Annotated in this window: 22 protein-coding genes and 1 other RNA gene; 18 read left to right on the top strand and 5 right to left on the bottom strand. The window is 31.5% G+C overall.

Annotated features, from left to right (window positions below; translation table 11 throughout):
• Positions 1–357 precede the first annotated feature (357 nt).
• From panB to ACSBO6_RS12340, 10 genes are all read left to right on the top strand, one after another.
• Positions 358–1200, top strand: coding sequence for a 3-methyl-2-oxobutanoate hydroxymethyltransferase (panB, locus tag ACSBO6_RS12385; RefSeq protein WP_098845198.1), 843 nt, complete (start codon positions 358–360; stop codon positions 1198–1200).
• The gene (panC, locus tag ACSBO6_RS12380) at positions 1197–2042 is read left to right on the top strand and encodes a pantoate--beta-alanine ligase (protein WP_098845197.1); all 846 of its coding nucleotides are present in this window, start codon (positions 1197–1199) and stop codon (positions 2040–2042) included. The genes panB and panC overlap by 4 nt, the downstream gene beginning before the upstream one ends.
• Positions 2043–2068: 26 nt before the next feature.
• Positions 2069–2452 (top strand): aspartate 1-decarboxylase, encoded by a 384-nt coding sequence (gene panD, locus ACSBO6_RS12375; RefSeq protein ID WP_025671415.1) that lies wholly within the window; start codon positions 2069–2071, stop codon positions 2450–2452.
• Between the two features lie 142 nt (positions 2453–2594).
• On the top strand, positions 2595–5384 hold the full coding sequence (dinG, locus tag ACSBO6_RS12370; protein WP_098845196.1) for an ATP-dependent DNA helicase DinG: 2790 nt from the start codon (positions 2595–2597) through the stop codon (positions 5382–5384).
• A 107-nt stretch (positions 5385–5491) separates the two neighbouring features.
• Positions 5492–5662 carry a YpmA family protein gene (locus tag ACSBO6_RS12365; RefSeq protein WP_082459338.1) on the top strand — a complete coding sequence of 57 codons (171 nt, stop codon included), beginning with the start codon at positions 5492–5494 and terminating at the stop codon, positions 5660–5662.
• A gap of 11 nt (positions 5663–5673) precedes the next feature.
• Positions 5674–6138: a cell wall elongation regulator TseB-like domain-containing protein gene (locus tag ACSBO6_RS12360; protein ID WP_098845195.1), complete on the top strand. Its 465-nt coding sequence runs from the start codon at positions 5674–5676 to the stop codon at positions 6136–6138.
• A 15-nt stretch (positions 6139–6153) separates the two neighbouring features.
• A complete protein-coding gene (locus tag ACSBO6_RS12355; protein WP_098845194.1) occupies positions 6154–7341 on the top strand; it encodes a pyridoxal phosphate-dependent aminotransferase in 1188 nt (395 codons plus the stop codon).
• Between the two features lie 285 nt (positions 7342–7626).
• Positions 7627–8337: a DnaD domain-containing protein gene (locus tag ACSBO6_RS12350; RefSeq protein ID WP_353616063.1), complete on the top strand. Its 711-nt coding sequence runs from the start codon at positions 7627–7629 to the stop codon at positions 8335–8337.
• Between the two features lie 45 nt (positions 8338–8382).
• A complete protein-coding gene (gene nth / locus ACSBO6_RS12345) occupies positions 8383–9045 on the top strand; it encodes an endonuclease III (protein ID WP_498843449.1) in 663 nt (220 codons plus the stop codon).
• A complete protein-coding gene (locus ACSBO6_RS12340; RefSeq protein ID WP_098845191.1) occupies positions 9035–9538 on the top strand; it encodes a YpoC family protein in 504 nt (167 codons plus the stop codon). The genes nth and ACSBO6_RS12340 overlap by 11 nt, the downstream gene beginning before the upstream one ends.
• Before the next feature lie 127 nt (positions 9539–9665).
• Here ACSBO6_RS12340 and ACSBO6_RS12335 read toward each other — a convergent pair whose 3' ends face one another.
• The gene (locus ACSBO6_RS12335; RefSeq protein WP_498843448.1) at positions 9666–12365 is read right to left on the bottom strand and encodes a PBP1A family penicillin-binding protein; all 2700 of its coding nucleotides are present in this window, start codon (positions 12363–12365) and stop codon (positions 9666–9668) included.
• A 50-nt stretch (positions 12366–12415) separates the two neighbouring features.
• Positions 12416–13027, bottom strand: coding sequence for a Holliday junction resolvase RecU (gene recU / locus ACSBO6_RS12330; RefSeq protein WP_498843447.1), 612 nt, complete (start codon positions 13025–13027; stop codon positions 12416–12418).
• Between the two features lie 94 nt (positions 13028–13121).
• Between recU and ACSBO6_RS12325 the strand changes: the two genes are divergently transcribed.
• Together ACSBO6_RS12325 and ACSBO6_RS12320 are read left to right on the top strand one after the other, a co-directional pair.
• The gene (locus tag ACSBO6_RS12325; RefSeq protein WP_180232856.1) at positions 13122–14129 is read left to right on the top strand and encodes a DUF2515 family protein; all 1008 of its coding nucleotides are present in this window, start codon (positions 13122–13124) and stop codon (positions 14127–14129) included.
• A gap of 492 nt (positions 14130–14621) precedes the next feature.
• On the top strand, positions 14622–14873 hold the full coding sequence (locus tag ACSBO6_RS12320) for a hypothetical protein (protein WP_098845187.1): 252 nt from the start codon (positions 14622–14624) through the stop codon (positions 14871–14873).
• 141 nt (positions 14874–15014) lie between these two features.
• Here the strand turns inward: ACSBO6_RS12320 and yppF are convergent, their stop codons facing one another.
• Positions 15015–15191 (bottom strand): YppF family protein, encoded by a 177-nt coding sequence (yppF, locus tag ACSBO6_RS12315; RefSeq protein ID WP_098845186.1) that lies wholly within the window; start codon positions 15189–15191, stop codon positions 15015–15017.
• A 200-nt stretch (positions 15192–15391) separates the two neighbouring features.
• Here yppF and ACSBO6_RS12310 point away from each other — a divergent pair, with 200 nt between their 5' ends.
• Positions 15392–16180: a YppG family protein gene (locus ACSBO6_RS12310; protein WP_142339188.1), complete on the top strand. Its 789-nt coding sequence runs from the start codon at positions 15392–15394 to the stop codon at positions 16178–16180.
• Positions 16181–16210: 30 nt separating this feature from the next.
• Here the strand turns inward: ACSBO6_RS12310 and ACSBO6_RS12305 are convergent, their stop codons facing one another.
• Positions 16211–16939, bottom strand: a complete 729-nt coding sequence (locus tag ACSBO6_RS12305; protein ID WP_498843446.1) for a GntR family transcriptional regulator — start codon at positions 16937–16939, stop codon at positions 16211–16213.
• Positions 16940–17606: 667 nt separating this feature from the next.
• Here ACSBO6_RS12305 and ACSBO6_RS12300 point away from each other — a divergent pair.
• From ACSBO6_RS12300 to ACSBO6_RS12285, 4 genes are all read left to right on the top strand, one after another.
• Positions 17607–18173, top strand: coding sequence for an SLOG family protein (locus tag ACSBO6_RS12300; protein ID WP_098845184.1), 567 nt, complete (start codon positions 17607–17609; stop codon positions 18171–18173).
• Positions 18174–18249: 76 nt separating this feature from the next.
• On the top strand, positions 18250–18555 hold the full coding sequence (gpsB, locus tag ACSBO6_RS12295; RefSeq protein ID WP_088010652.1) for a cell division regulator GpsB: 306 nt from the start codon (positions 18250–18252) through the stop codon (positions 18553–18555).
• Between the two features lie 78 nt (positions 18556–18633).
• An RNA gene (gene rnpB, locus ACSBO6_RS12290) (RNase P RNA component class B) lies at positions 18634–19021 on the top strand.
• A gap of 151 nt (positions 19022–19172) precedes the next feature.
• Positions 19173–20324 (top strand): THUMP domain-containing class I SAM-dependent RNA methyltransferase, encoded by a 1152-nt coding sequence (locus tag ACSBO6_RS12285; protein WP_098845183.1) that lies wholly within the window; start codon positions 19173–19175, stop codon positions 20322–20324.
• Positions 20325–20445: 121 nt separating this feature from the next.
• Here the strand turns inward: ACSBO6_RS12285 and ACSBO6_RS12280 are convergent, their stop codons facing one another.
• Positions 20446–20664, bottom strand: a complete 219-nt coding sequence (locus tag ACSBO6_RS12280; protein ID WP_098845182.1) for a hypothetical protein — start codon at positions 20662–20664, stop codon at positions 20446–20448.
• A gap of 160 nt (positions 20665–20824) precedes the next feature.
• Between ACSBO6_RS12280 and ACSBO6_RS12275 the strand changes: the two genes are divergently transcribed.
• Complete coding sequence (locus ACSBO6_RS12275) at positions 20825–21751, top strand: Gfo/Idh/MocA family protein (RefSeq protein ID WP_098845181.1); 927 nt, start codon at positions 20825–20827, stop codon at positions 21749–21751.
• The last annotated feature ends 28 nt before the right edge of the window (positions 21752–21779 follow it).

Raw genomic sequence — 21779 nt, 5'->3', positions numbered from 1 at the left:
TTTTGATGATTGAAAGAGAGTTATTTTTATTGCTGTATAATTGTCACGTATATTTGTAAATAATACCAAGTTTTTTCTTTACTTAATTGCTATTCTTACTATAAACTGTATTGGAAGGGTCGCGACTTACGTGGATGCTTCATGGGTGGTATCTGAATAGGGTCAATCAAACTTTAGTATCCTAAGAAGAACTACACCAGGTTTAAAAAAATCAATTTTAAAAATGTGTCTGCCTTGATCCTTTAAGGACTGGGACAGAGGAATGAGACGGTTTACAATTTTCCTTTGTTCTAAATTAAGAGCAAAGGTTTTTTATTGTAGCCCCCATTTCCTCTTCATTTAAAAGGAGGAAAAAAGATGAAAACGACAAAAGATTTTTTAAACATGAAACAAAATAATGACCCAATCGTCATGATTACAGCTTATGATTACCCTTCAGCATTATTAGCAGAAGCAAGTGAAGTAGATATGATTTTAGTCGGTGACTCACTTGGGAATGTTGTCCTAGGGTATGATTCTACAATTAAGGTTACAGTTGATGACATGGTTCATCACTCTAAAGCTGTTAAGCGCGGGGCAAAAAATACATTTATTGTGACGGATATGCCATTTATGTCTTATCATTTTTCAAAAGAAGAGGCATTACGTAGTGCATGTCGCATTATACAAGAGGGTGATGCGCATGCTGTTAAAGTTGAAGGCGCTGATGAGAATGTTTTAGAAGTGATTAAAGCATTAACAATTGCGGGAGTACCAGTTGTAGCTCACTTAGGATTGACTCCTCAATCTGTAGGTGTTTTAGGTGGATATAAAGTGCAAGCACGTGACTCAGAAAGTGCAATGAAATTATTTAACGATGCAAAAAAATGTGAAGAAGCAGGCGCTTTTGCAATCGTACTTGAATGTGTTCCAAAACAAATTGCAAAGGATATTACTAAGGATCTTTCAATTCCAACAATAGGAATTGGTGCAGGTGTAGATACAGATGGTCAAGTACTTGTTTATCATGATTTAATAACATATGGCGTTGGTCGAGTAGCAAAGTTTGTTAAACAGTATGCGAATGTATCAACAACAATTGAAAATGCAATTGCTTCATATGTACAAGAAGTTAAAACAAGACAATTTCCTGATACTAAACATTCGTTTACAATGAAAGAAGAACAGTTAAAGGCATTATACGGGGGAAGTTCGCAATGAAAGTGTTTCACACGATAAAGGATTTAAGAAACGAATTAAACATTCACAGAAAAAATGATAAAACGATTGGATTTGTTCCAACAATGGGTTTTTTACATGAAGGTCATGCATCATTATTAGAAGAAGCTAGAAAAAATAATGATATCGTTGTATTAAGTATTTTTGTTAATCCGACTCAGTTTGGCCCAAATGAAGACTTTGATCGATATCCAAGAGACTTTGAAAGAGATGAAAAAATTGCACTAAATGCTGGTGTAGATTGCCTCTTTTATCCAACAGTTGAAGAAATGTATCCAAATGAATTAAAATCTAATTTGAAAGTAACAAAACGAGTAGACGTCCTTTGTGGTGAAAAAAGGCCCGGTCATTTTGATGGCGTTGCATTAGTCGTAACAAAATTATTTAATATTGTTCAACCAGATCAGGCATATTTCGGATTAAAGGATGCTCAGCAAGTTGCAGTTATTGAAGGTTTAGTTGAAGACTTTAATATTCCTGTAAAAATAAATCCAGTTCCAACTATAAGAGAAGAAGACGGATTAGCCAAAAGCTCTAGAAATGTCTATTTAACAGAAAAAGAAAGACAAGAAGCACCTGTTCTTTATAAAAGTTTACAAAAAGCAGTTGATGATATAAATAATGGGCAATTAAATCCAGATCAACTTAAGCAAAATATTATTTCTACAATACAAAGCGAAACATCTGGAACTGTAGATTACGTAAGTATTTATTCATATCCAGATTTAAAGCCTTTAAATAAAATAAATGGAAAAGTAATTATTGCGTTGGCAGTAAAGTTTTCTAATGCTCGCCTAATCGATAATATTATTATTTCTATATAAAGCAGGAACAACTAGGGGGAAATGACATGATTCGCACAATGATGAGAGCAAAACTTCATAGAGCTACGGTTACAGAAGCTAATTTAAATTATGTTGGAAGTATTACAATCGATCAAGATTTAATGGATGCTGTTGATGTACTTGAAAATGAAAAAGTTCAAATTGTAAACAATAATAACGGTGCACGACTTGAGACATATGTTATTCCAGGAAAACGTGGTAGTGGTGTAATTTGTCTTAATGGTGCAGCAGCTAGACTGGTTCAAGAAGGCGACAAAGTTATTATTATTGCATATGGTCAGGTAGAGGAAGAGAAACTGGATCAACATGAACCAAAGATTGCTATTTTAAATGATGCAAATGAGATTGTCGAAATGATTGGCAAAGAAATTGCAGGTACTGTTAAGTAATAGACAAGAGTAACGAGGAAGAAAACAAGCGTTTTAAGGGCAATTTGAAATCCCCTTCTTTAGGGGATTTTTTTGTTGGTTGTATTGTTTAATCTGTTTATGCAAAATAATATCTATATAGAGAATTTGGAGGTGGCAAAATATGAATAAATTTGTGGTCGTTGACTTAGAAACAACCGGAAATAATAATAGAGGTCAAGATCGAATTATTCAAATTGCAGCCTTTTTATTGGAAAGTGGAGAAGTAATTGAACAGTTTTCAAGTTTTATTAATCCAAATATGACGATTCCAACCTTTATTTCTGAATTAACAGGAATATCAGATGAAATGGTTCAATACGCTCCTCAATTTGAACAAATAGTTGAAGAATTATACCCTATGTTTAATGACGCCTATTTTGTTGCGCACAATGTGCATTTTGACTTAACATTTTTACAAAAAGAATTTGAGCGGATCGGTCTACCAAAAATTTCACCTTTAGCTATTGATACAGTTGAGTTAACTAGAATTTTATATCCAACTTTAACGAGTTATAAATTATCTGATTTAGCAAAAGTATTCAATATACAACATGAAAATCCTCATCAAGCTGATAGTGATGCTGAAGTAACTGCTGAGTTATTAACAATTTTATTAAAAAAACTGGAAAGCTTACCATATGCATCGTTAAAAATATTAGAAAAACTTAGTACTAGTTTTAAAAGTGACATTACATACTATATTTCGGATATACTTCAAAAGCAATCTGAATCATTTTCAAATAAATCTGTGGATTACGAAGAATTTAGACGAATAGCTCTTAAAAAAAGAAGCTTTAGTTTACCTCAAGAGGAAGAAGATTTCGTTGAATTCGAAGAGCATCTAAAGGGTGAACTTGTAGATCAGATGGCTGTAGAAATCCCCAATTTTATAAAAAGAGAAGAACAGTTTGCCTATATGCATGATGTATTCGATGCATTTCAAAAGGATAATATTCTCTTAGCTGAAGCTGGTACAGGCGTTGGCAAGACATTTGGATATTTAATACCGTCAGCATTTTTCTCAAAACAGTTCGGTAAACAAGTTGTTATCAGTACAAGTACCATCTCATTACAAAAACAATTACTTAAAAAACATATAAAAACGATTGAAAAAATCGTTCCATTCCAATTGAAAATAGCGTCTATACAAAGTAAAAGAAATTATCTCTGTCTGCAAAAATTTGAATACATTGTTGGCGAACAATTTGATGATAATTACGATAGTATTTTATCTAAAGCAATGATAACAGTTTGGTTAACTGAAACTGAAAATGGAGAATTAGATGAATTATCGCTACCTTCAGGTGGTTTACATTTATGGGATCGCGTTTGTTGTAATGAAGAAAGTGAAAATAAGAGAACAAATCCGTGGTTTCACAAATGTTTTTATCAAAGAGCTAAAAATCAATTAATGTTAGCAGATATAATAATTACAAACCATGCTTATTTATTATCAACTTTAAAAAATAAGGATCATTTGATTAATTCTGTCAAAACGATTGTAATTGACGAGGCTCATGCTCTTGAAGAGACTGCATCAAAAACCTTTGGAATCACTTTTTCTTGTTTAAAATATTATCAATATTTAAGTAGATTAAGTACAACTGATAGTAATGAACTCGTTCACCGATTATATAAATTTGATGAGGGAATACCTAATCGTGAAAAATGGTGGAAAAAAGTCGATCACCTAGTAAAAGAAATCAAATATGAATCAGAAGAGTTATTTAGATTATTACGAGACTTTATTTTAAGCAAACAAAATGATCTAGATAAAGAAAATATTAGACAGTCAATTACACTTAGTGATAAAAATACTGCTAGCCAAAATTGGAAGGTTATACAAGAATGTGCTAATCGATTAATCCATGTGAATAATACGTTATTTTCAGGATGCGAACAGTATTTGAATCTAATTGAAGAGAAGAAAGTATCAGCGTTTCATCGTTCTATCTTATCGGAATTTAAAATGATTATAGACCAATTGAAAAACATGAAAAATGGTCTATATGAAATATTATTCGATAAAAATGATCATTATATATGCTGGATGGAAACTGAAGCAAAAGGATCATTTCATACTACGATGCTTTATTGTGAGAAAGTAGAAAATGCAGATTTAATACAAAATTATTTAATTAGTGGAAGAAATTCAATTGTACTAACTTCTGCTACACTCTCGATTGATTCGTCCTTCTCATTTATAAAGTCATCATTAGGAATTAGTGATAATGCCAATGTCATTGAAAAAATATATCCCGTACCAAATGATTTTGCTCAAGGGATGCAAGTATATATTCCTTCAGATTTATTGGGAATAAAAGAGATTACGCAAGAAGAGTATGCATTACAAACTTCGAATACAATTCGCAAAATTGTTACCGTAGTAAAAGGTAGAACATTAGTTTTATTTACGGCTTTTGATTTATTAAAACAGACTTATGATCAATTAATACAAGATATAGACTCACTGAATTCATCTGTATTAGCTCAAGGTGTTTCTCCTGGAGGAAAACAAAAGTTAATAAAACAGTTTTTACAATCTAAACAAACAATTTTATTAGGTACAAACACTTTTTGGGAAGGAATTGACCTACCTAATGAAGAATTAGATTGTTTAATCATTGTACGTTTACCGTTTACAAACCCTGAAAAGCCCATGTTTATTGCTAAATCAAATTTATTAAAAAAAGCTGGAGAAAATTCTTTCTCGAGGTTGGCTTTACCATTAGCGGTATTTAAGTTTAGACAAGGTTATGGTCGTCTAATTCGAAATGAAAAAGATCAAGGTTCATTATTTGTTTTAGATAATCGCATAATAAATACTAGTTATGGTGCAGAGTTTTTAAAGTTAATCCCAAAAAGTAAAATAAAAATAAATACAATTGATGAATTATTAAAAGATTTTTAATAGTTTTTCAAAATTTAGCATGTGAATAGTAGGGGATTTCAGGCTAGACGTGTGGTATAATGACATAAATTGTAATGTATTTATAATACATTTTTAGGAGGAGCAACATGAATTCAAATATTGAAGTATTATCAACAACAAAAATTGAATATACTAGAGATTTATACAAAATTGTTGATAGTTTAAATCGCACTTTAAAAGAAAAAGATTTAATGTTTGGACTAGCACTTGATAAAGAAGACCAAGAATATGCAGTATTTACAATTTATCGAACATAAATGAGGTATATATGAAAAAATGGTTAGTCATCCTAGGATTAAGCATCATTTTTCTTTCATTATTTTTAATCGCCACTTACCAATCATCAATTTCAAAGCTAAGTGATGATAAAAAACATGCAAAAGAGCTTGTTTTAAATCAAGGATATTTAAAATCTGTCAATACGATTGATTATTTCCATGGGAAAGAACAAGCAATAGTTGTAAGTGGTAAAGATGATGCAAATAATGAAATGATCGCGTGGATACAGGATGGAGAAGTTATTACACGAAAGAAAAGTGAAGGATTGACCAAAAAACAAATCATTGACAAAGTAGTCAGTGAGAGAAACCCAAAAAAAATACATAAAGTAAAATTAGGAATAGAGAACAAAATACCACTTTGGGAAGTAGTATATATAGACCAAAATGGCAGATATAATTTTTACTACGCTGCTTTCGAAAATGGAGAGCTTTTAAAACGTTATAGTATTTAGGGGGAAATTAACAAGATGAAACTAGCAAAAAGAGTAAGTGCACTAACACCATCAACTACACTAGCTATTACTGCAAAAGCAAAAGAAATGAAAGATCAAGGAATCGATGTAATTGGATTAGGAGCAGGTGAACCTGATTTCAATACACCTGTAGAAATTATTGAAGAAGCTTATTCAGCAATGCTTAAAGGCCAAACTAAATATACACCTTCAAACGGTTTACCAGCTTTAAGAAAAACGATCTGTGACAAGTTATTGAACGATCAAGGATTAACTTATTCTCCAGGAGAAGTTGTTGTCACAAATGGAGCAAAACATGCACTATACACACTTTTCCAAGCAATTTTAGATCCTGGTCACGAAGTCATTATTCCGACTCCTTACTGGGTAAGTTATCCAGAGCAAGTTATATTAGCAGAAGGTGTACCAGTTTTTATTGAAGGATATGAACATCAACAATTTAAAGTAACACCAGAACAAATCGAAGCTGCAATTACAGAAAATACAAAAGCGATTATTATAAATTCACCAAGTAATCCAACTGGAATGATTTATAACGAAGAAGAATTAAAAGCAATCGGAGAAATTTGTTTAAAACATGATATATTAATCGTTTCTGACGAAATATATGAGAAACTAGTATATGATGGTGCAAAGCATGTTTCAATTGCTTCATTAAGCCCAGAACTTAAAGAGCAAACGATTATTATTAATGGTGTATCAAAGTCTCATTCAATGACTGGATGGAGAATTGGGTATGCTGTTGGTAATAAGGAAATCATTAATGCCATGACAAATCTTGCTAGCCACTCTACTTCAAATCCAACTACAATGGCTCAAATTGCTACGATCAAAGCATATGAGTTAGGCGATGGTCCTGTAGAAGAAATGAGAGTAGCGTTTGAAGATCGCTTAAATAAAACGTATGAGCGTTTAATTTCAATTCCAGGATTCAGTTGTGTAAAACCAAATGGTGCATTTTATTTATTCCCTAATGTGACTGAGGCAGCTAAAATGGCTGGATATCAAAATGTAGATGAATTCTCTACTGAATTACTTGAAAAAGCTAATGTTGCGGTAATACCTGGTTCAGGATTTGGTTCACCTAACAATATTCGCTTATCATATGCTACATCTCAAGAACAGTTAGATAAAGCTTTAGATCGCATTGAGCAATTTATGAAAGCAAATATATTAAGTTAATTTCAATCAGTACGAAAAAACTCGTATGATAAACAAGAGTGAAGCTAAGCGAATGCTTAGCTTTTTTCATGGGAAGATTTTGTACGAGTTAGAAGTATGATAATGTGAAATCCACTTTCTGAACTATATCCGTAATTAACTAATTAATTAGTTGGTTTTTTAAATATAAAATAGAGATAATAAAATAGAGGTGTGAGTTCCATGCCTCTATTTATTTTTATTTCACAAGTTTCTTTTACTGTATATTTTATGTAATCATGCTATACTATGCTAGAGGTGTTCGAAGTGAATAATAATAGCATTCTTAACTGGATTCAATTTGGGAATATTAGTATTCCAAATATACTTCTCAGTCATTATTCTTCGTTAAATATTAATGAAGAAGAACTAGTCATGATTCTACAGCTTTACTCTTTTCAACAACAAGGTCATACGTTTCCAACACCTACTCAATTAGCAAAGATTATGTCAATTAACGAACAAAAATGCATGGAAGTTATTCGAGAACTTCTTAAAAAAGGTTTATTAGAAATTACAGAAGAAATAGACCATCATAATTTAAGATGTGAAGCATATTCACTTTCCCCATTATGGTTAAAATTAATTGACTTGACCCAGAATGGTCAAAAATCAAAAGAAAAGCAAGCTATTACTTCAATAATTGAACAAGATGAGGAATCAATTTACTTAGTCTTCGAAAAAGAATTTGGTAGATTATTATCTCCATTTGAGATTGAAACGCTGACAATGTGGATGGACCAAGATGATCATAATGAAAAACTAATTAAGGCTGCACTTAAAGAAGCAGTAATAAGTGGGAAATTAAATTTTCGTTATATAGATCGTATTCTTTTTGAGTGGAAGAAAAACGGTATTAAAGAAGTGGACCAAGCTATGAATTATAGTAAGCATTTTAGAAAAAGAGAGACAAGAGAACCACAAAACGATACAAAATATACAGGATCAATTCCTTTTTATAATTGGCTTGAAAAATAAAGCGAGGACATGCTCCTCGCTTTTGTTTAGTAAGGAGTGTTAAAAATGTTAAACAAACAACAAATAAATGAAGCTCTTAATATAATCGGTGACATGTTCCCTGATGCACATTGTGAGTTAAATCATAAGAATCCATTTGAATTAGTAGTAGCGGTTGCTTTATCTGCACAATGTACTGATGTTTTAGTAAATAAAGTGACAAAAAATCTATTTGAAAAATATAAGGAACCTCAGGATTATTTAAATGTTTCTTTAGAGGAATTACAAAATGATATTCGATCTATTGGACTTTTTAGGAATAAAGCAAAAAATATCCAAAAATTAAGTCATATGATTATTAATGAATTTAATGGAGAAGTCCCACGTACTAGAGAAGAGTTAGTAAAATTGCCTGGAGTTGGAAGAAAAACAGCTAATGTAGTAATGTCAGTCGCATTTAATATTCCAGCAATCGCTGTAGATACTCATGTTGAGCGGGTTTCAAAAAGATTAGCGATATGCCGTTGGAAAGATTCTGTTTTAGAAGTAGAAGAGACATTAATGAAAAAAGTTCCGATTGAAGATTGGGGAGTAACTCATCATCGACTAATATTTTTTGGAAGATACCATTGTAAAGCTCAAAGACCAAGTTGTGAGGTATGTCCTTTACTTGATATGTGTAGAGAAGGAAAAAAACGAATGAAAGTGAAGAAAGTAAATGACAAATAATATTTATAAAGAATTTATCGTAACGCCATTTTATAAAGACAATACAAGTGATCAAATAATAAATGAAGAAATTAAAATTAAAAATAAACCGTTTTTTTATGAAAGTAATCAGATTCTAGTTAATAAAAGCTCTAACATACCGAATGAAAGTGATGAAATTATGAAAGAAATGTTTAATGAGTGGAAAGAGGAATCCGAACACATCTCTAACTACTTTAAACAACGGAATCGAAAACTTGCTTATGAGCCGATGATTAGAGGCTTAGCAAATTTTATATCAATTCTTACATGGATAAATGGCAAAATGCTACTTAATTTAACTAATTTATTGATTGAGTTAGATAAATTACAGGTTAAGCCAATCAATTTAGACGAGCGTATTCGTTTTGTTTTAAATCAACCCGACCACTATCACTCTTTTATTCAACTTTCCGGCTTATATACGGAGTTAGAAAAACTTTATTATAAACAAAAAATAACCTCCTCAAGGTAAGGAGGCTTATTTTATATATATGGAAAATTGGCAATTCCTAGGATTAGTGTTCCAAAAAGGCAAGTGAATTCGTATAGAATATTTATTACATAGCAAAACCTCCTCAAAAAATGAGGAGGTTTTTAATTTATGCAATAAGATTACGTTCCAACTTATTAAATCGATCAGTAGAGTATGAATCTGAGTTATACGAAGTTGGATTCGTATTAGTTGGTTTTGATGGTTTAGTTGGATCTGGTGTGGTAGGAGGTGTAGTTGGATTCGTATTACCATCACCATTGCCATCACCAGTACCCGTGCCGTCACCAGTACCTGTGCCATCACCATTGCCATTGCCATTGCCGTTACCATTACCATTACCATTACCATTACCATTGCCGTTATCGTTGCCCTTACCGTTATCGTTGCCCTTACCATCACCTTTGTCTTTACCATGGTCTTTGTCTTTACCATGGTCTTTGTCTTTATCTTTATTATTGTCATTGTCATTGCCCTTACCATGGTCTTTATCATCTGGTGGGGTAGTTGGCTCCTCAGTAGTACTTAAATCGACTGTAACAGTTACAGCTGCACTCTTAGTTTCGCCATTAGTTGCTACGATTGTTATTTTAACTTTGTTTCCAGCTACGATTCCGTCAATTTTTGTTGATGTTCCATTTACTTTTTGAGTCTGGCCATTAACACCGTTTATATCATAGTTAACTTCAAAAGTAGTAGATGCCAGTAACTCAGCAGGATACTTCCAATTTAACGTAACACTGCTCGTTTTTTCATCATATTTCGCAGTAACATTTTTCGCTGAATCTAATTTATCAGGTGTAGGATAATCATCTATTTTTTCACCTCTAATATATAATTCGTCTTGAATTCTCATAACTGAACTCGGTTTATGAAACTCAGATGAACGATCAGCTGTTGCTGCTAACATATCTCTTGCAATATATTTAGCTAAATTTGTTGATGTTTTACTTAAATAATGGCCTTCTTTATTTTTCTCATATCCAGTCCATACAGAAATAGTAACATCTGGAGTATAACCAACAAACCAACTATCTCGAGTTGCGTTTGAAGGGAAGCCATACTTGTCTTTTACCTCTTGAGGGTAGTTTGTTGTACCAGTTTTACCTGCCATATCAAGACCAGGTACATTAGCTCTACCACCTGTACCGCCAGGAGATTTAACAACATCACGTAGCATATCTGTAATCATATATGCTGTGTAATCGCTCATTGCTTGTTTTGGTTCAGGAGATAATATTTTTTCAGTTTTATCTTGATAGATTATTTTCGTTACAGCATGTGGTTTTATATAAACACCGCCGTTACCAAAGGCTGCATATGCTCCTGCCATTTCCATTGCAGATACACCTGTAAAACCACCGATTGCATGAGACTCATAAAAACTGTTCTTTTGGAAGTTAAAGCCGAGTCCGTTACCAAATTCACGTGATTTATCTAATCCAACTTCCTGCATTGTTTTTAAAGCAGGAATATTTCTTGAACCGGCTAACGCCTTACGAATCGATAATTTACCTTTATATGATTTATCTGCGTTTCGAATAGGTGTTCCATTAGAATACTGATATGGCTCATCAACAATTTGATGGTTAGTAGACCATTTTAAATATTGAATTGCAGGACCATAGTCTAGGATTGGTTTAATCGTTGAACCAGGTTGTCTTTTTATATCTGTAGCAAAATTTAGACCGCCACTAGTTGTGTTTCTTCCAGCACCTACAGCTTTGATCTCACCTGTTTTAGTGTCAGTTAATACAAAACCAGTTTGGAAATCATCACTCGGATAAAATTCAGCTCCTCGATTAATAATTTCATCTGCTTTAGCTTGTGCTTTTGGATCTAAAGTCGTTTCGATTGTTAATCCATCTGTATTTATATCTGCACCACCGTATTTTTTTACCTCATCCATAACGACATCAATGAAGGCTGAATATTTTGTTTGACCACTCTCATGAAGTTTAACTAATGTTTTCTCTGGAATTGCTTTTGCATTAGTATATTGTTCATTTGTTATAAAGCCATATTTTTTCATTTGACTTAATACAACATTTCTTCTTGCTTCTGACTCAGCTGGATGTTTTGCTGGATTGAAGTTATTTGGACTTTGTACCATACCAGCAAGTGTAGCTGCTTCAGGTAACGTAATTTTTGATATATCTTTACTAAAATATGTTTCACTTGCTTTTGCTACACCATACACTCCTCGACCTTTTAAACCATTTGAGAAGTAAACTTTATTTAAATACATTTCTAAAATTTGTTGTTTAGAATATTTTTGTTCAAGTTGGAATGATAGATACCATTCTTGTACTTTACGTTTAATTGTTTTTTGTGGAGACAAGAATGAGTTTTTGACAACTTGTTGAGTAATTGTACTACCACCTTGTGATCCAAATCCACCAGTAATATTAGCTAAAACCGCACCAATCACACGACGGATATCGACACCTTTATGCTCATAAAAACGCACGTCCTCAGTAGCAATAAATGCATCTTCTACTACTTTAGGAATCTCGTTATATGAAATCTTCGTTCTTTGTTCAGTTCCTAACTCTGCAATAACATTCCCATTTTTATCAAGTATAGTAGACGAAAGGGGTACTTTTAGCTTTGATTCATCTAGTTTTGGTGCATCACTTACTAAATAATAGAAAGTTCCCACTCCCCCAAGAATACAAAGTACCGCTAATGTCAAAATTGTTAAAGTAATTTTTTTCAATAAACCTTCACGCTTTTTTGGTTTTCCATTTGAAGGCTTTTCCATTTCCATTTGTTTACGTTCTTGTCGTGAACTATACGCTTTTTCCATTTTTTTGTTTCTCCTGCCTTTCAAATGAACTTAATGAAATTAGTAAACTATTAAATTACAAAAAGTTCATCGATACATTTTAAGTAAGGAACAATGATTGGATAACTTGGTTTAAGTAACGTTCCATACTCTTTGCATTCATCTCTTGATATTGATTTTCTTCCACCATCTGTTTGCCTTTTCCAAAAGGTAAGAATATCAGTTGCTTTCATAAAATAAATTTCATTATATAATGAAAATTTTATTATGACAAACGAAATTCCACCGTGATTCAGTACATTTTCCATATGCTGTATTTGGTGTAAATGGAAATTTTGTAAAGGAAAACTAGTCTTATTATTGGTTTCCTTAGCTTCAAAATCAATATACTTTCCTTTGTAGATGCCATTATAGTCAGTTGTTGAAGGTTGTTTAAAATAGGCCTCACGAATAACTGCGGCACTTCTTTTTGGATAGTCTACTTTTACGATTTGTACAGGTGTAGGTTTTTTATGTATGTTTGCGATGTTATTTGATAAATAATACGTATTAGTAGCATTTAAATCATCTTCAAGTGACATTCCACGATTACTATAAGTATTATTTGATTTCACTTTTATTTCGTTATTTTTTTGACTTTTTTGAACTACATTATTCCTTCTATTTGGGTAACTTATTGTCATAAAACCAACTCCACCTTAATTTACATACAACATGTATTATAGCACTAAAACAGATGTTCGTGTAAAAAAATACCAGATTGTTTGGGGTGAGTCAATGAATGTAAACCATGAGAGCTGGAAAGGGTTTATAAAAAAAAGAAGAGAAGATCATAAATTATCAAAGGATGAAGGTAAACTTATTGATTTAATTAAGAAGGAAACAGTTAAGTATAATGCTGATAATATTTCTAGAACAATTGCATACCAACAATATTTTTTTAGACAAAGTGAAATTGAATGGTCTTTTCTTGCAAGTATGGTTTCACGTAATGCAGGCTATAACATGACCGATTTGGAAAACCAATTATTCGTTAATGGACTAAGTGAAAAACAAAGAAAACAACTTTTTATAACGTATGAACGGGCAAATTGGATTATATTTTTAGATGCTTTTCCACAGTTACTTCTTTATGAATATTCAAAAAGAAAGAATAAACCATTTTTTTATTTGTTGAAATATTTTTCTGTATCTAGTTTTATGGAAATTGAATGGGAAAAATATTGGACGGATCGAGATAAAAAAAGACTAGTCTATTCATTGATCATTAACGAACAAAATATGATTGAAAGACCAGTCATTCAAAATAAATTTTTTAAAAGTGAAGTTTTTAATTCTTTAGCATTTAAACTTCAGGAACAATTAAAACTTAGTTATGTACTATTCCCATCAAGTAAGGGGGATCTGTATGGACTTGTTGTTTACCAATTTGAAGATTTAACGAAAAGGATACAAATTGGTAAACAATTATATTCAATTTTATTTCATAAGGAATTACATGTTGAATTTACCGATTTTGCTAAGCAAACTATTCACACAGGCAGTAGAAGTGATTATGAAGCCTTAGTTGGAATTACAAGCTCAAATAATCCGAAGTTAAGAGATGTCTATCCAGTCATTCCTCATACTCGAACAGTTGATGATGACTGGTATATAAATAGTAAATTTTTAACTATATGGTATGAAAATGAGGAAGTTACGAATGAAGATAGCTTTAAGCAATCTTTTTTAATTAAGCAAGAGTTACTTAGTTCATTGTTAAAATTAAAATCAATTTTTCAATAAAAATGCTAGATTTTTTTGATTTGAAAAGCACAAACATTTCAAAATTTAAGACGGAAAGAAAGTAACTAGACATGAATTGCACAAAAGGATATTTACTTTCAAGTCGGGATTTTTTTTAGCTGAAAAAAGCTAGCAAACAGATGCTAGCTTTTTACTTTCAAATCAGTTTTTCAATAGGAGAAATAGCGCCATTTTTATGTAGCAGGGAAGTTAGGCCCATCTAATTTTGGATTGCCAGTTTGTTGACTTTTACTTTTTTCTTGTTTTTTCTTTTTTACATTTTTATTTTTTGCCATTTGAAAAACACCTCCATGTAATATAACTTTCCCAATTCTGTATTGCATTACAAGTTTTTTTGTCGAAATTTTAGATGATAATACCTTTATTCACTTTGTTTAGCGAAATAGTACTAGTTTTGTCAATGGAGAAGGAGGTAGATGAACTGCTGTTGAATTTATTTATAAAGAAAATTGGGAAGAGGTGTTGATCTGTATGGAATTAATTCAAAGAGATGATTTTTTTCGAGCAATTGATGAATTTTTAAATGAGGTTGAATTCATTGAGCAATCTTTAGCTTTAAGAATTGATCAAACATGTGATGAAGAAAAAAATTTACTTTTAAATAAGGTCCAGTCAACAACAGTGCATCTTCATCATTTTGAAAAGAAAGTAAGTCAAGCAAAAGAGGATGGAAGTTGGATCTCAACACCATTTTTAGGAAGACAATTAGCTTTTAATATTTAATAAATAGATAGTAGCAATCGTTTAATATGAATAAATTGGATCCATCAATAATCGAAATGAAAAAAGCGATACACTTTTATTAAATTGTAAAAGTGTATCGCTTTTTTTCATATAAAATAAATTTTCCAATATTTGCGATCACTAAATAGGCTTACATGCACCAAATCGTTCAAGTTCTTTAACTAATTCTCTGTAATGTTGAATAGTAACCTCGCCATTTAGGTAATTTTGTTGTAAAAAGTCCATTAATTGATTAAAGTCAATTGGTTCGAAACTTTTTGATGAAATAAACTTGTTCTTTAATTCTTGTAAAGTCATTATTACCCCTCCAACATTAAAATTTAATTAGTAACTTGTATAACTAATTAAAATGTACCATAAATATTCAAGATTTAAATTTTTTTAAAAATTTAAACTTCCGACATATTATGACAAATAGCGCATAACATAATAGAAGTAACAGAATAGGCAATTGTAACATATTTATAAATGAGAAAACTTATAATGGATGTGAGTATATGAAATCTCAAATGTTTCCTCCAAACCATTCAGATAACAGTTTTGAGTGGTTTAGAAAGCAAAATCAAATGATTGATGAGAATTTTAATTATCCAGAAATCAATCAATTTATGAATGAAGATCAGCGTTACTATGGGAATACAATTCAACCTTTTACACAAAACCCTACAATTAATACACAACAAGTGCCAGAACAATCGCAACAGATACAGCATGCACAGCCGATGCAACAAGCACAGTCAACTCAAGCCCAACAACAATCACATATGATTGAACCATCTCCTTATGGGGGACAACAAATACAATCTGGTCATTATGGTCAGTTAAGTCAAGAACCTGTTTTAGCACCTCAGCACTATACAGCCCAAAATCCTACTGCTATGTATAACCAAGTATATCAATACGATCCTACTTATTACGGGGGGATGCAAAGCCAATATCCATATATGGCAATGAATCCTTCACAATTCGGTAATCAAACGAACTATTTCACAAGCCCTCAAAATCAGTTTGGAGTGCAATCTCAACAAGCTCAAATGTTACAACAAGGTCCTTTCACAACTCCACCAATGTTTGCGCCTAGTACACCTTATCCTGCTCACCCCAAAAAATTAAACCAGCAAAATAATAATGGCCAATCTTTTCAGTTTTCTTCAATATTAAATCAATTTAAAAATAGTTCAGGTTCATACGATGTACCTAAAATGATGTCTACTGCTGGTCAAATGATGAATACGATGAATCAAGTAGGTGGATTATTTAAACAAATTGGTGGCTTATTCAAATAAAAAAGCCAGGAATCCCTGGCTTTTTTAATCTTAATCATTTCTAGATAAAGAATGTACAAGCTTGTAGCGGTCTGCTCTATATACTGTTAATTCGTATTCTAAAATTTTTCCGCTTCTTAAATATGTCGTACGATAAATTGCTAATACGGGACAATTCATTGGGATTTCTAATAATTTTGCTTCTTCCTCCGAAGGCATTCTAGCTTGAATTGATTGATCAGCATATTGAATAGGGTCGGGAATATTGGCATTTACATAATCAAAAAATGATTTTTCAAGAACACTTTGATTTAGGTTTGGTGCGATCTCACATGAGACATAGATACTTTCAATCGACATCGGAATTGAGTCTGCTAAACGAACGCGTTTTATAAAATAAATTGGATCGTTTTCTTTTATTTTTAGTAAATTGGATAATGCTTTATCAGAATTTATGATATCAAATTGAACTAATTTACTACTAGGTTTTAAACCTCTCTCAATCATTTCTTCAGTGTAACTATTTAATCTACTAATTTTTTTTTCAACTTGTTGACGACTAACAAATGTTCCTTTACCTTTTTGTCTGTAAACTATACCTTCTTGAACTAAATTATTTAATGCTTGTCGAACGGTCATACGAGATATTTGGAATTTCTCTGAAAACTCTCTTTCTGATGGAATCAATTCATCAGCAGGATATTCACCTGATGCGATTTTACATTTTATGTATTCTAATAACTGATGATAAATTGGTATTGGGGAATTTTTGTTAATCATTTTTTACTCCTTGAATTGCATTAATTATCTGTATTTAAAACGATTTCATAACTCATTTTAAAGGAATAAAATGCTTTCGGCAATCATTGTCTATACTCATAAAAATCAGAATATTTAAACTTTTAAACATTGTTAAAATTATTGTTGTGAAATATGTTCAAACCTAATAAAATAAAAAAGTTGACATTAAAGTATATTTAGGATATTGGAGAGGATCATTTTGAAGAAAATACTTTTTTTATATTTTTTCACAATTACATTAACATTAATTATTTTTACGAGTTTTAAACAAGCTTTATATGTAATTTTATCATAAGTAAAATTTCGATGAAAAAATTTTAACAATAATATTCCTATCATCATAACTAATCTAAAAGGGAATAAAATATCCTCTATGAGTAGCAATCAAATATTAAATACTAATCTTAAATGTCTTAATAGTTGATTTCCACTAAGCTTACGACTACTATGCAAAGTTAAATATTAGATTCCCTCAATATAAATTCTACATTTGAATATTATTTTAATTAAGATTTTTGCCAGAAAAATTTATACTTACAATGTTTATTTGTTACTAAATATTTGAAATATTGCAGAGTATTTAATAAAATAAAATTTAATTTGTGGAAGAACATTTAGTTCTTCCTATTTATTATTGTGAGGTAATATGAAGATACTACTAATATCTGGTTATAAATCATTTGAATTAGGAATTTTTTCGAATAAACATGAGGCAGTTAATTACATAAAAAAAGCCATAAAAAATAAAATACTTTTATTTATAGATGAACTAGAATGGATTATTATTTCTGGTCAAATGGGGACAGAATTATGGGCAGCAGAAGTAGTATTCGAACTTCAACTTGATTATCCAAATTTAAAGCTAGGTATTTTTACACCATACGAAAATCAAGAGAAAAATTGGAATGAAGCAAATAAAGAATATTATAATGAAATCTTAATTGGAGCAGATCATGTCGACTCAATTTCAAGAAAACCATACGAATCCCCAATCCAGTTAAAAGCAAAAAATGAATTTTTAGTTAGTAAAAGTGAAGGGTGTATTTTATTTTACGATAATGAAAAAGAAGGTAGTCCTAGATATTTATATGATTTAGCATATAAGAAAAATGAACTATTTAATTATCCTGTAGAAACCATCACATTTGATGATTTACAAGTGATTGCAGAAGAGTCATTTGAGAATGATGAGAATAAATATAGGGAAATATAGAATAGATAATTGACAATTTATGAAGTCTTTGAAAAAATAGAAGGTAAATATTTCTAAATGTTTTGGGGTGACACACATGGAATCAACAAAAATTAAACTAAGTATAAAAGATATCCTAAATAAAGAATTTAAAGTTTCAATGCGAGGATATAATCAAGAGGAAGTGGATCAATACTTAGACACTATCATTAAAGATTATGAATCGTTTCAAAATCAAATCGTAGCCCTACAACAAGAAAATGCAAAGTATAAAAAATTGTTGGAGGATCAAAAGAACACAGCTACACCTCCACCTTCACCGTTTAATAATACGAATACGGATGTTCTAAAAAGATTATCAAATTTAGAGAAGCATGTTTTTGGAAGTAAACTATTCGAATAATTTTAACTAAATTTATATTTTAAGAAAGCATTGCAAACTTAAGTATAATTTACTATACTAATAAATGTTCGTTTCAATATGTTCGGGTAATCGCTGCAACGCTAGACGTTGTTGAGGAAAGTCCATGCTCGCACAGTCCTGCGATGGCTGTAGTGTTCGTGCCTATCGAAGTCATAAGATAGGGTAGCTGTGAAATCAGCTAACGGCAGGGAACGGACCTAAGTCCTATTTTAGGATATGGTTCTACTACCTTTAAAGTGCCACAGTGACGTAGTCCTCGAAGAAATGAGAGGAGTGGAACGCGGTAAACCCCACGAGCGAGAAACCCAAATTATGGTAGGGGAATCCTTTCAAAGGAATTGAACTGAGAAAGGGACAGATTATTCTGTAGATAGATGATTACCACCTAGTAGTACGAGGCGAGAGCCGGTTGAAGTGCGAATGGTACAGAACATGGCTTACAGAACATTTGAAATGATGAAACTGTTTAAAAACTCTTCATTTTATGGAGAGTTTTTTGTAATTTTGACGTAAATTGTTCATAATGAAAATAGGAATTAAAATGAAAATACGAAAAGAAAAATTCATTCTTAATTTGAATGAGATAGGTGGTAAAATTGGCGAAATATACATTAATTGCTACTGCTGCAATGGGGATCGAAGCTTTAGTCGCTAGAGAAATAAAAAGCCTAGGTTTTGAAGATGTAGTAGTTGAAAATGGTCGAGTATTATTTAAAGCAGACGAAGCTGGCATTGTGAAAGCGAATTTATGGCTTAGAACAGCTGACCGAGTGAAACTTCGTGTTGGTGAATTTAAGGCAACATCATTTGATGAATTATTTGAAAAAACGAAAGCCTTACCTTGGCATCTGTTTATACCAAGAAACGGCCAATTTCCTGTGTCAGGTAAATCTCATAAATCAAAATTGTTTTCAGTATCAGATTGTCAGGCAATCGTCAAAAAAGCAATTGTTGATAAATTAAAGACGATCCAAAATATTCAAGGTATGTTAATTGAAGATGGTCCATTGTTTCGAGTGGAAGTCTCTATATTAAAAGATATCGTAACGTTAACTATTGATACTACAGGTCGTGAAGGGTTACATAAAAGAGGATATCGTGTAGACCAAGGTGAAGCACCATTAAAAGAAACACTTGCGGCTTCATTAGTGTTACTAACAAATTGGAATGCTGACTTACCTTTTGTTGATCCATTTTGTGGATCAGGTACGATTCCAATTGAAGCTGCATTAATTGGACATAATATTGCTCCAGGATCGTTTAGAAGATTTGCGTCTGAAGATTGGCACTGGATTGGCAAAAAAAGATGGAATGAAGCAAGACAAGAAGCAGAAGATTTAGCAAATTATGATCAAAAACTTGAAATAATCGGGTCAGATATTGATCATCGAATGATTAATGTTTCAAAAGCGAATGCTGATGAAATTGGATTATCCGATTCAATTGCTTTTAAACAAATGCAAGTTAAGGACTTTACTACTAAATCAGAGTATGGGTATGTTGTAACAAACCCACCATATGGTGAGCGATTAAACGATCGACCTTATGTTGAAAAGTTATACTCAGATATGGGGGATGTATTTACGAAATTGGATACATGGTCAGTGTATGTACTTACTAGTCATGAGGGATTTGAACAATTTTACGGTAAACCAGCAACAAAAAAACGTAAATTATTTAATGGATTCATTAAAACTGATTATTATCAATACTTTGGTAAAAGACCGCCAAGAAGGATTGAAGAGTAAAAAAGTTAATAAGGTGTTCCCAATTGTCCATTTTAGACGATTGGGGCACCTTTTTATTTTTATTATAATGATTTCGTTAAAGTACTTACGAACAAAATTTGAACAATTTGTTTTGTTAACATCATAAATTTATAGCAGGTACAATTCTAAATCCGTGATTTTTTTCAAGCAAGTGTGCAACATGCCAATTCGTTTCTGCACTACTTTTATATCTAGTGACTAAATCATGGAATTCATCATTCGTAAAACTCTTTTCATGCTGAAGTAAGTAAAGGTCTCTTACAACACTTATATCATCATTTGTATCAAAATTAGTTTGAATTAAAGAATATAAGTACAAATAAACACCTCCAAATGACTACTTTTTATCTTTATCTTATAGATTTCCCGATAATTAAAATGTTATTGCCAATAGATTCTTTCGTAATCTAATCATTTTCTTATCATTATTTGTTACAATAAATTTAGAAAAATAACGCATTTTAAAGGACTGATCAAATATGAAAAAACCACGTATCGGGATGGTGGGATTAGGTAATATTGCACAAAAAGCATATTTACCAATTCTGACAAAAGAAGAAAACTGGGAATTTATCGGTGCATTTTCTCCAAATAATGAAAAACGTAAGAAAATATGTTCACAATACCGAATTCAAGATTTTGAAAGTTTGGATTTACTTGCAGAAAAAAGTGATGCAGTATTTGTACATAGTTCAACTAGTTCACATTTTGAAGTTGTATCGTATTTATTAAATAAAGGTAAAGATGTATATGTTGATAAACCATTAGCAGCTACATTAGAAGAGTCCGAAAAATTGACTGAATTAAGTATGAAACTAAATCGAAAACTTATGGTTGGGTTTAACCGCCGATTCTGCCCAATGTATGTGCAGGCAAAAGAACAAGTAAAGAATATAGCGTTAATTAGATTTGAAAAACATCGAGAGAATAAAATTGGGTCAAATTCATTCGAGTTTACGATGCTTGATGATTATTTACATTTAGTTGATACGATTAGATGGTTTGCAGATGGAGATGTTAGCTTGATAAATGGAAGAGTGCAACTTACTCATAATAATCAATTAGTGTACGCTACTCACCAATATGAATCGTTTGAGGGAACAACTATTAATACAGTAATGCATCGAAAGTCAGGAACTAATCTTGAGCGCTTAGAAGTATTGTCAGAAGGTTCGATTATAAGGGTAAAAAATATGAGCAACTTTGAAGTTGAAAAAAATAATTCAATAAATAATTCGTTTTCATCATCATGGGACACAACATTAAAGCAAAGAGGTTTTGAGGATTGTATTAACCATTTTATCAATTGTATATACTCTGATGAAGAACCATCGATCAATGGAGAAGAAGCATTAAAATCTCAGATTATTGTTGAAGAAATGATAAAACAAGCAAAAGGCTGGTAAAGATCATTAAAAAGTGTCTTAAATACGC

Origin of the sequence: Bacillus sp. AL-1R (assembly GCF_052180195.1) — a bacterium.
GTDB lineage: Bacteria > Bacillota > Bacilli > Bacillales > Bacillaceae_G > Gottfriedia.
This window is presented reverse-complemented; position numbering and strand designations above follow the sequence as displayed.

Bases quoted from the DNA above. Each gene is read 5' to 3' on its own strand.
- panB (WP_098845198.1), top strand. From the start codon at position 358: ATGAAAACGACAAAAGATTTTTTAAACATGAAACAAAATAATGACCCA.
- panC (WP_098845197.1), top strand. From the start codon at position 1,197: ATGAAAGTGTTTCACACGATAAAGGATTTAAGAAACGAATTAAACATT.
- panD (WP_025671415.1), top strand. From the start codon at position 2,069: ATGATTCGCACAATGATGAGAGCAAAACTTCATAGAGCTACGGTTACA.
- dinG (WP_098845196.1), top strand. From the start codon at position 2,595: ATGAATAAATTTGTGGTCGTTGACTTAGAAACAACCGGAAATAATAAT.
- ACSBO6_RS12365 (WP_082459338.1), top strand. From the start codon at position 5,492: ATGAATTCAAATATTGAAGTATTATCAACAACAAAAATTGAATATACT.
- ACSBO6_RS12360 (WP_098845195.1), top strand. From the start codon at position 5,674: ATGAAAAAATGGTTAGTCATCCTAGGATTAAGCATCATTTTTCTTTCA.
- ACSBO6_RS12355 (WP_098845194.1), top strand. From the start codon at position 6,154: ATGAAACTAGCAAAAAGAGTAAGTGCACTAACACCATCAACTACACTA.
- nth (WP_498843449.1), top strand. From the start codon at position 8,383: ATGTTAAACAAACAACAAATAAATGAAGCTCTTAATATAATCGGTGAC.
- ACSBO6_RS12340 (WP_098845191.1), top strand. From the start codon at position 9,035: ATGACAAATAATATTTATAAAGAATTTATCGTAACGCCATTTTATAAA.
- ACSBO6_RS12335 (WP_498843448.1), bottom strand. From the start codon at position 12,365: ATGGAAAAAGCGTATAGTTCACGACAAGAACGTAAACAAATGGAAATG.
- recU (WP_498843447.1), bottom strand. From the start codon at position 13,027: ATGACAATAAGTTACCCAAATAGAAGGAATAATGTAGTTCAAAAAAGT.
- ACSBO6_RS12325 (WP_180232856.1), top strand. From the start codon at position 13,122: ATGAATGTAAACCATGAGAGCTGGAAAGGGTTTATAAAAAAAAGAAGA.
- ACSBO6_RS12320 (WP_098845187.1), top strand. From the start codon at position 14,622: ATGGAATTAATTCAAAGAGATGATTTTTTTCGAGCAATTGATGAATTT.
- yppF (WP_098845186.1), bottom strand. From the start codon at position 15,191: ATGACTTTACAAGAATTAAAGAACAAGTTTATTTCATCAAAAAGTTTC.
- ACSBO6_RS12310 (WP_142339188.1), top strand. From the start codon at position 15,392: ATGAAATCTCAAATGTTTCCTCCAAACCATTCAGATAACAGTTTTGAG.
- ACSBO6_RS12305 (WP_498843446.1), bottom strand. From the start codon at position 16,939: ATGATTAACAAAAATTCCCCAATACCAATTTATCATCAGTTATTAGAA.
- ACSBO6_RS12300 (WP_098845184.1), top strand. From the start codon at position 17,607: ATGAAGATACTACTAATATCTGGTTATAAATCATTTGAATTAGGAATT.
- gpsB (WP_088010652.1), top strand. From the start codon at position 18,250: ATGGAATCAACAAAAATTAAACTAAGTATAAAAGATATCCTAAATAAA.
- ACSBO6_RS12275 (WP_098845181.1), top strand. From the start codon at position 20,825: ATGAAAAAACCACGTATCGGGATGGTGGGATTAGGTAATATTGCACAA.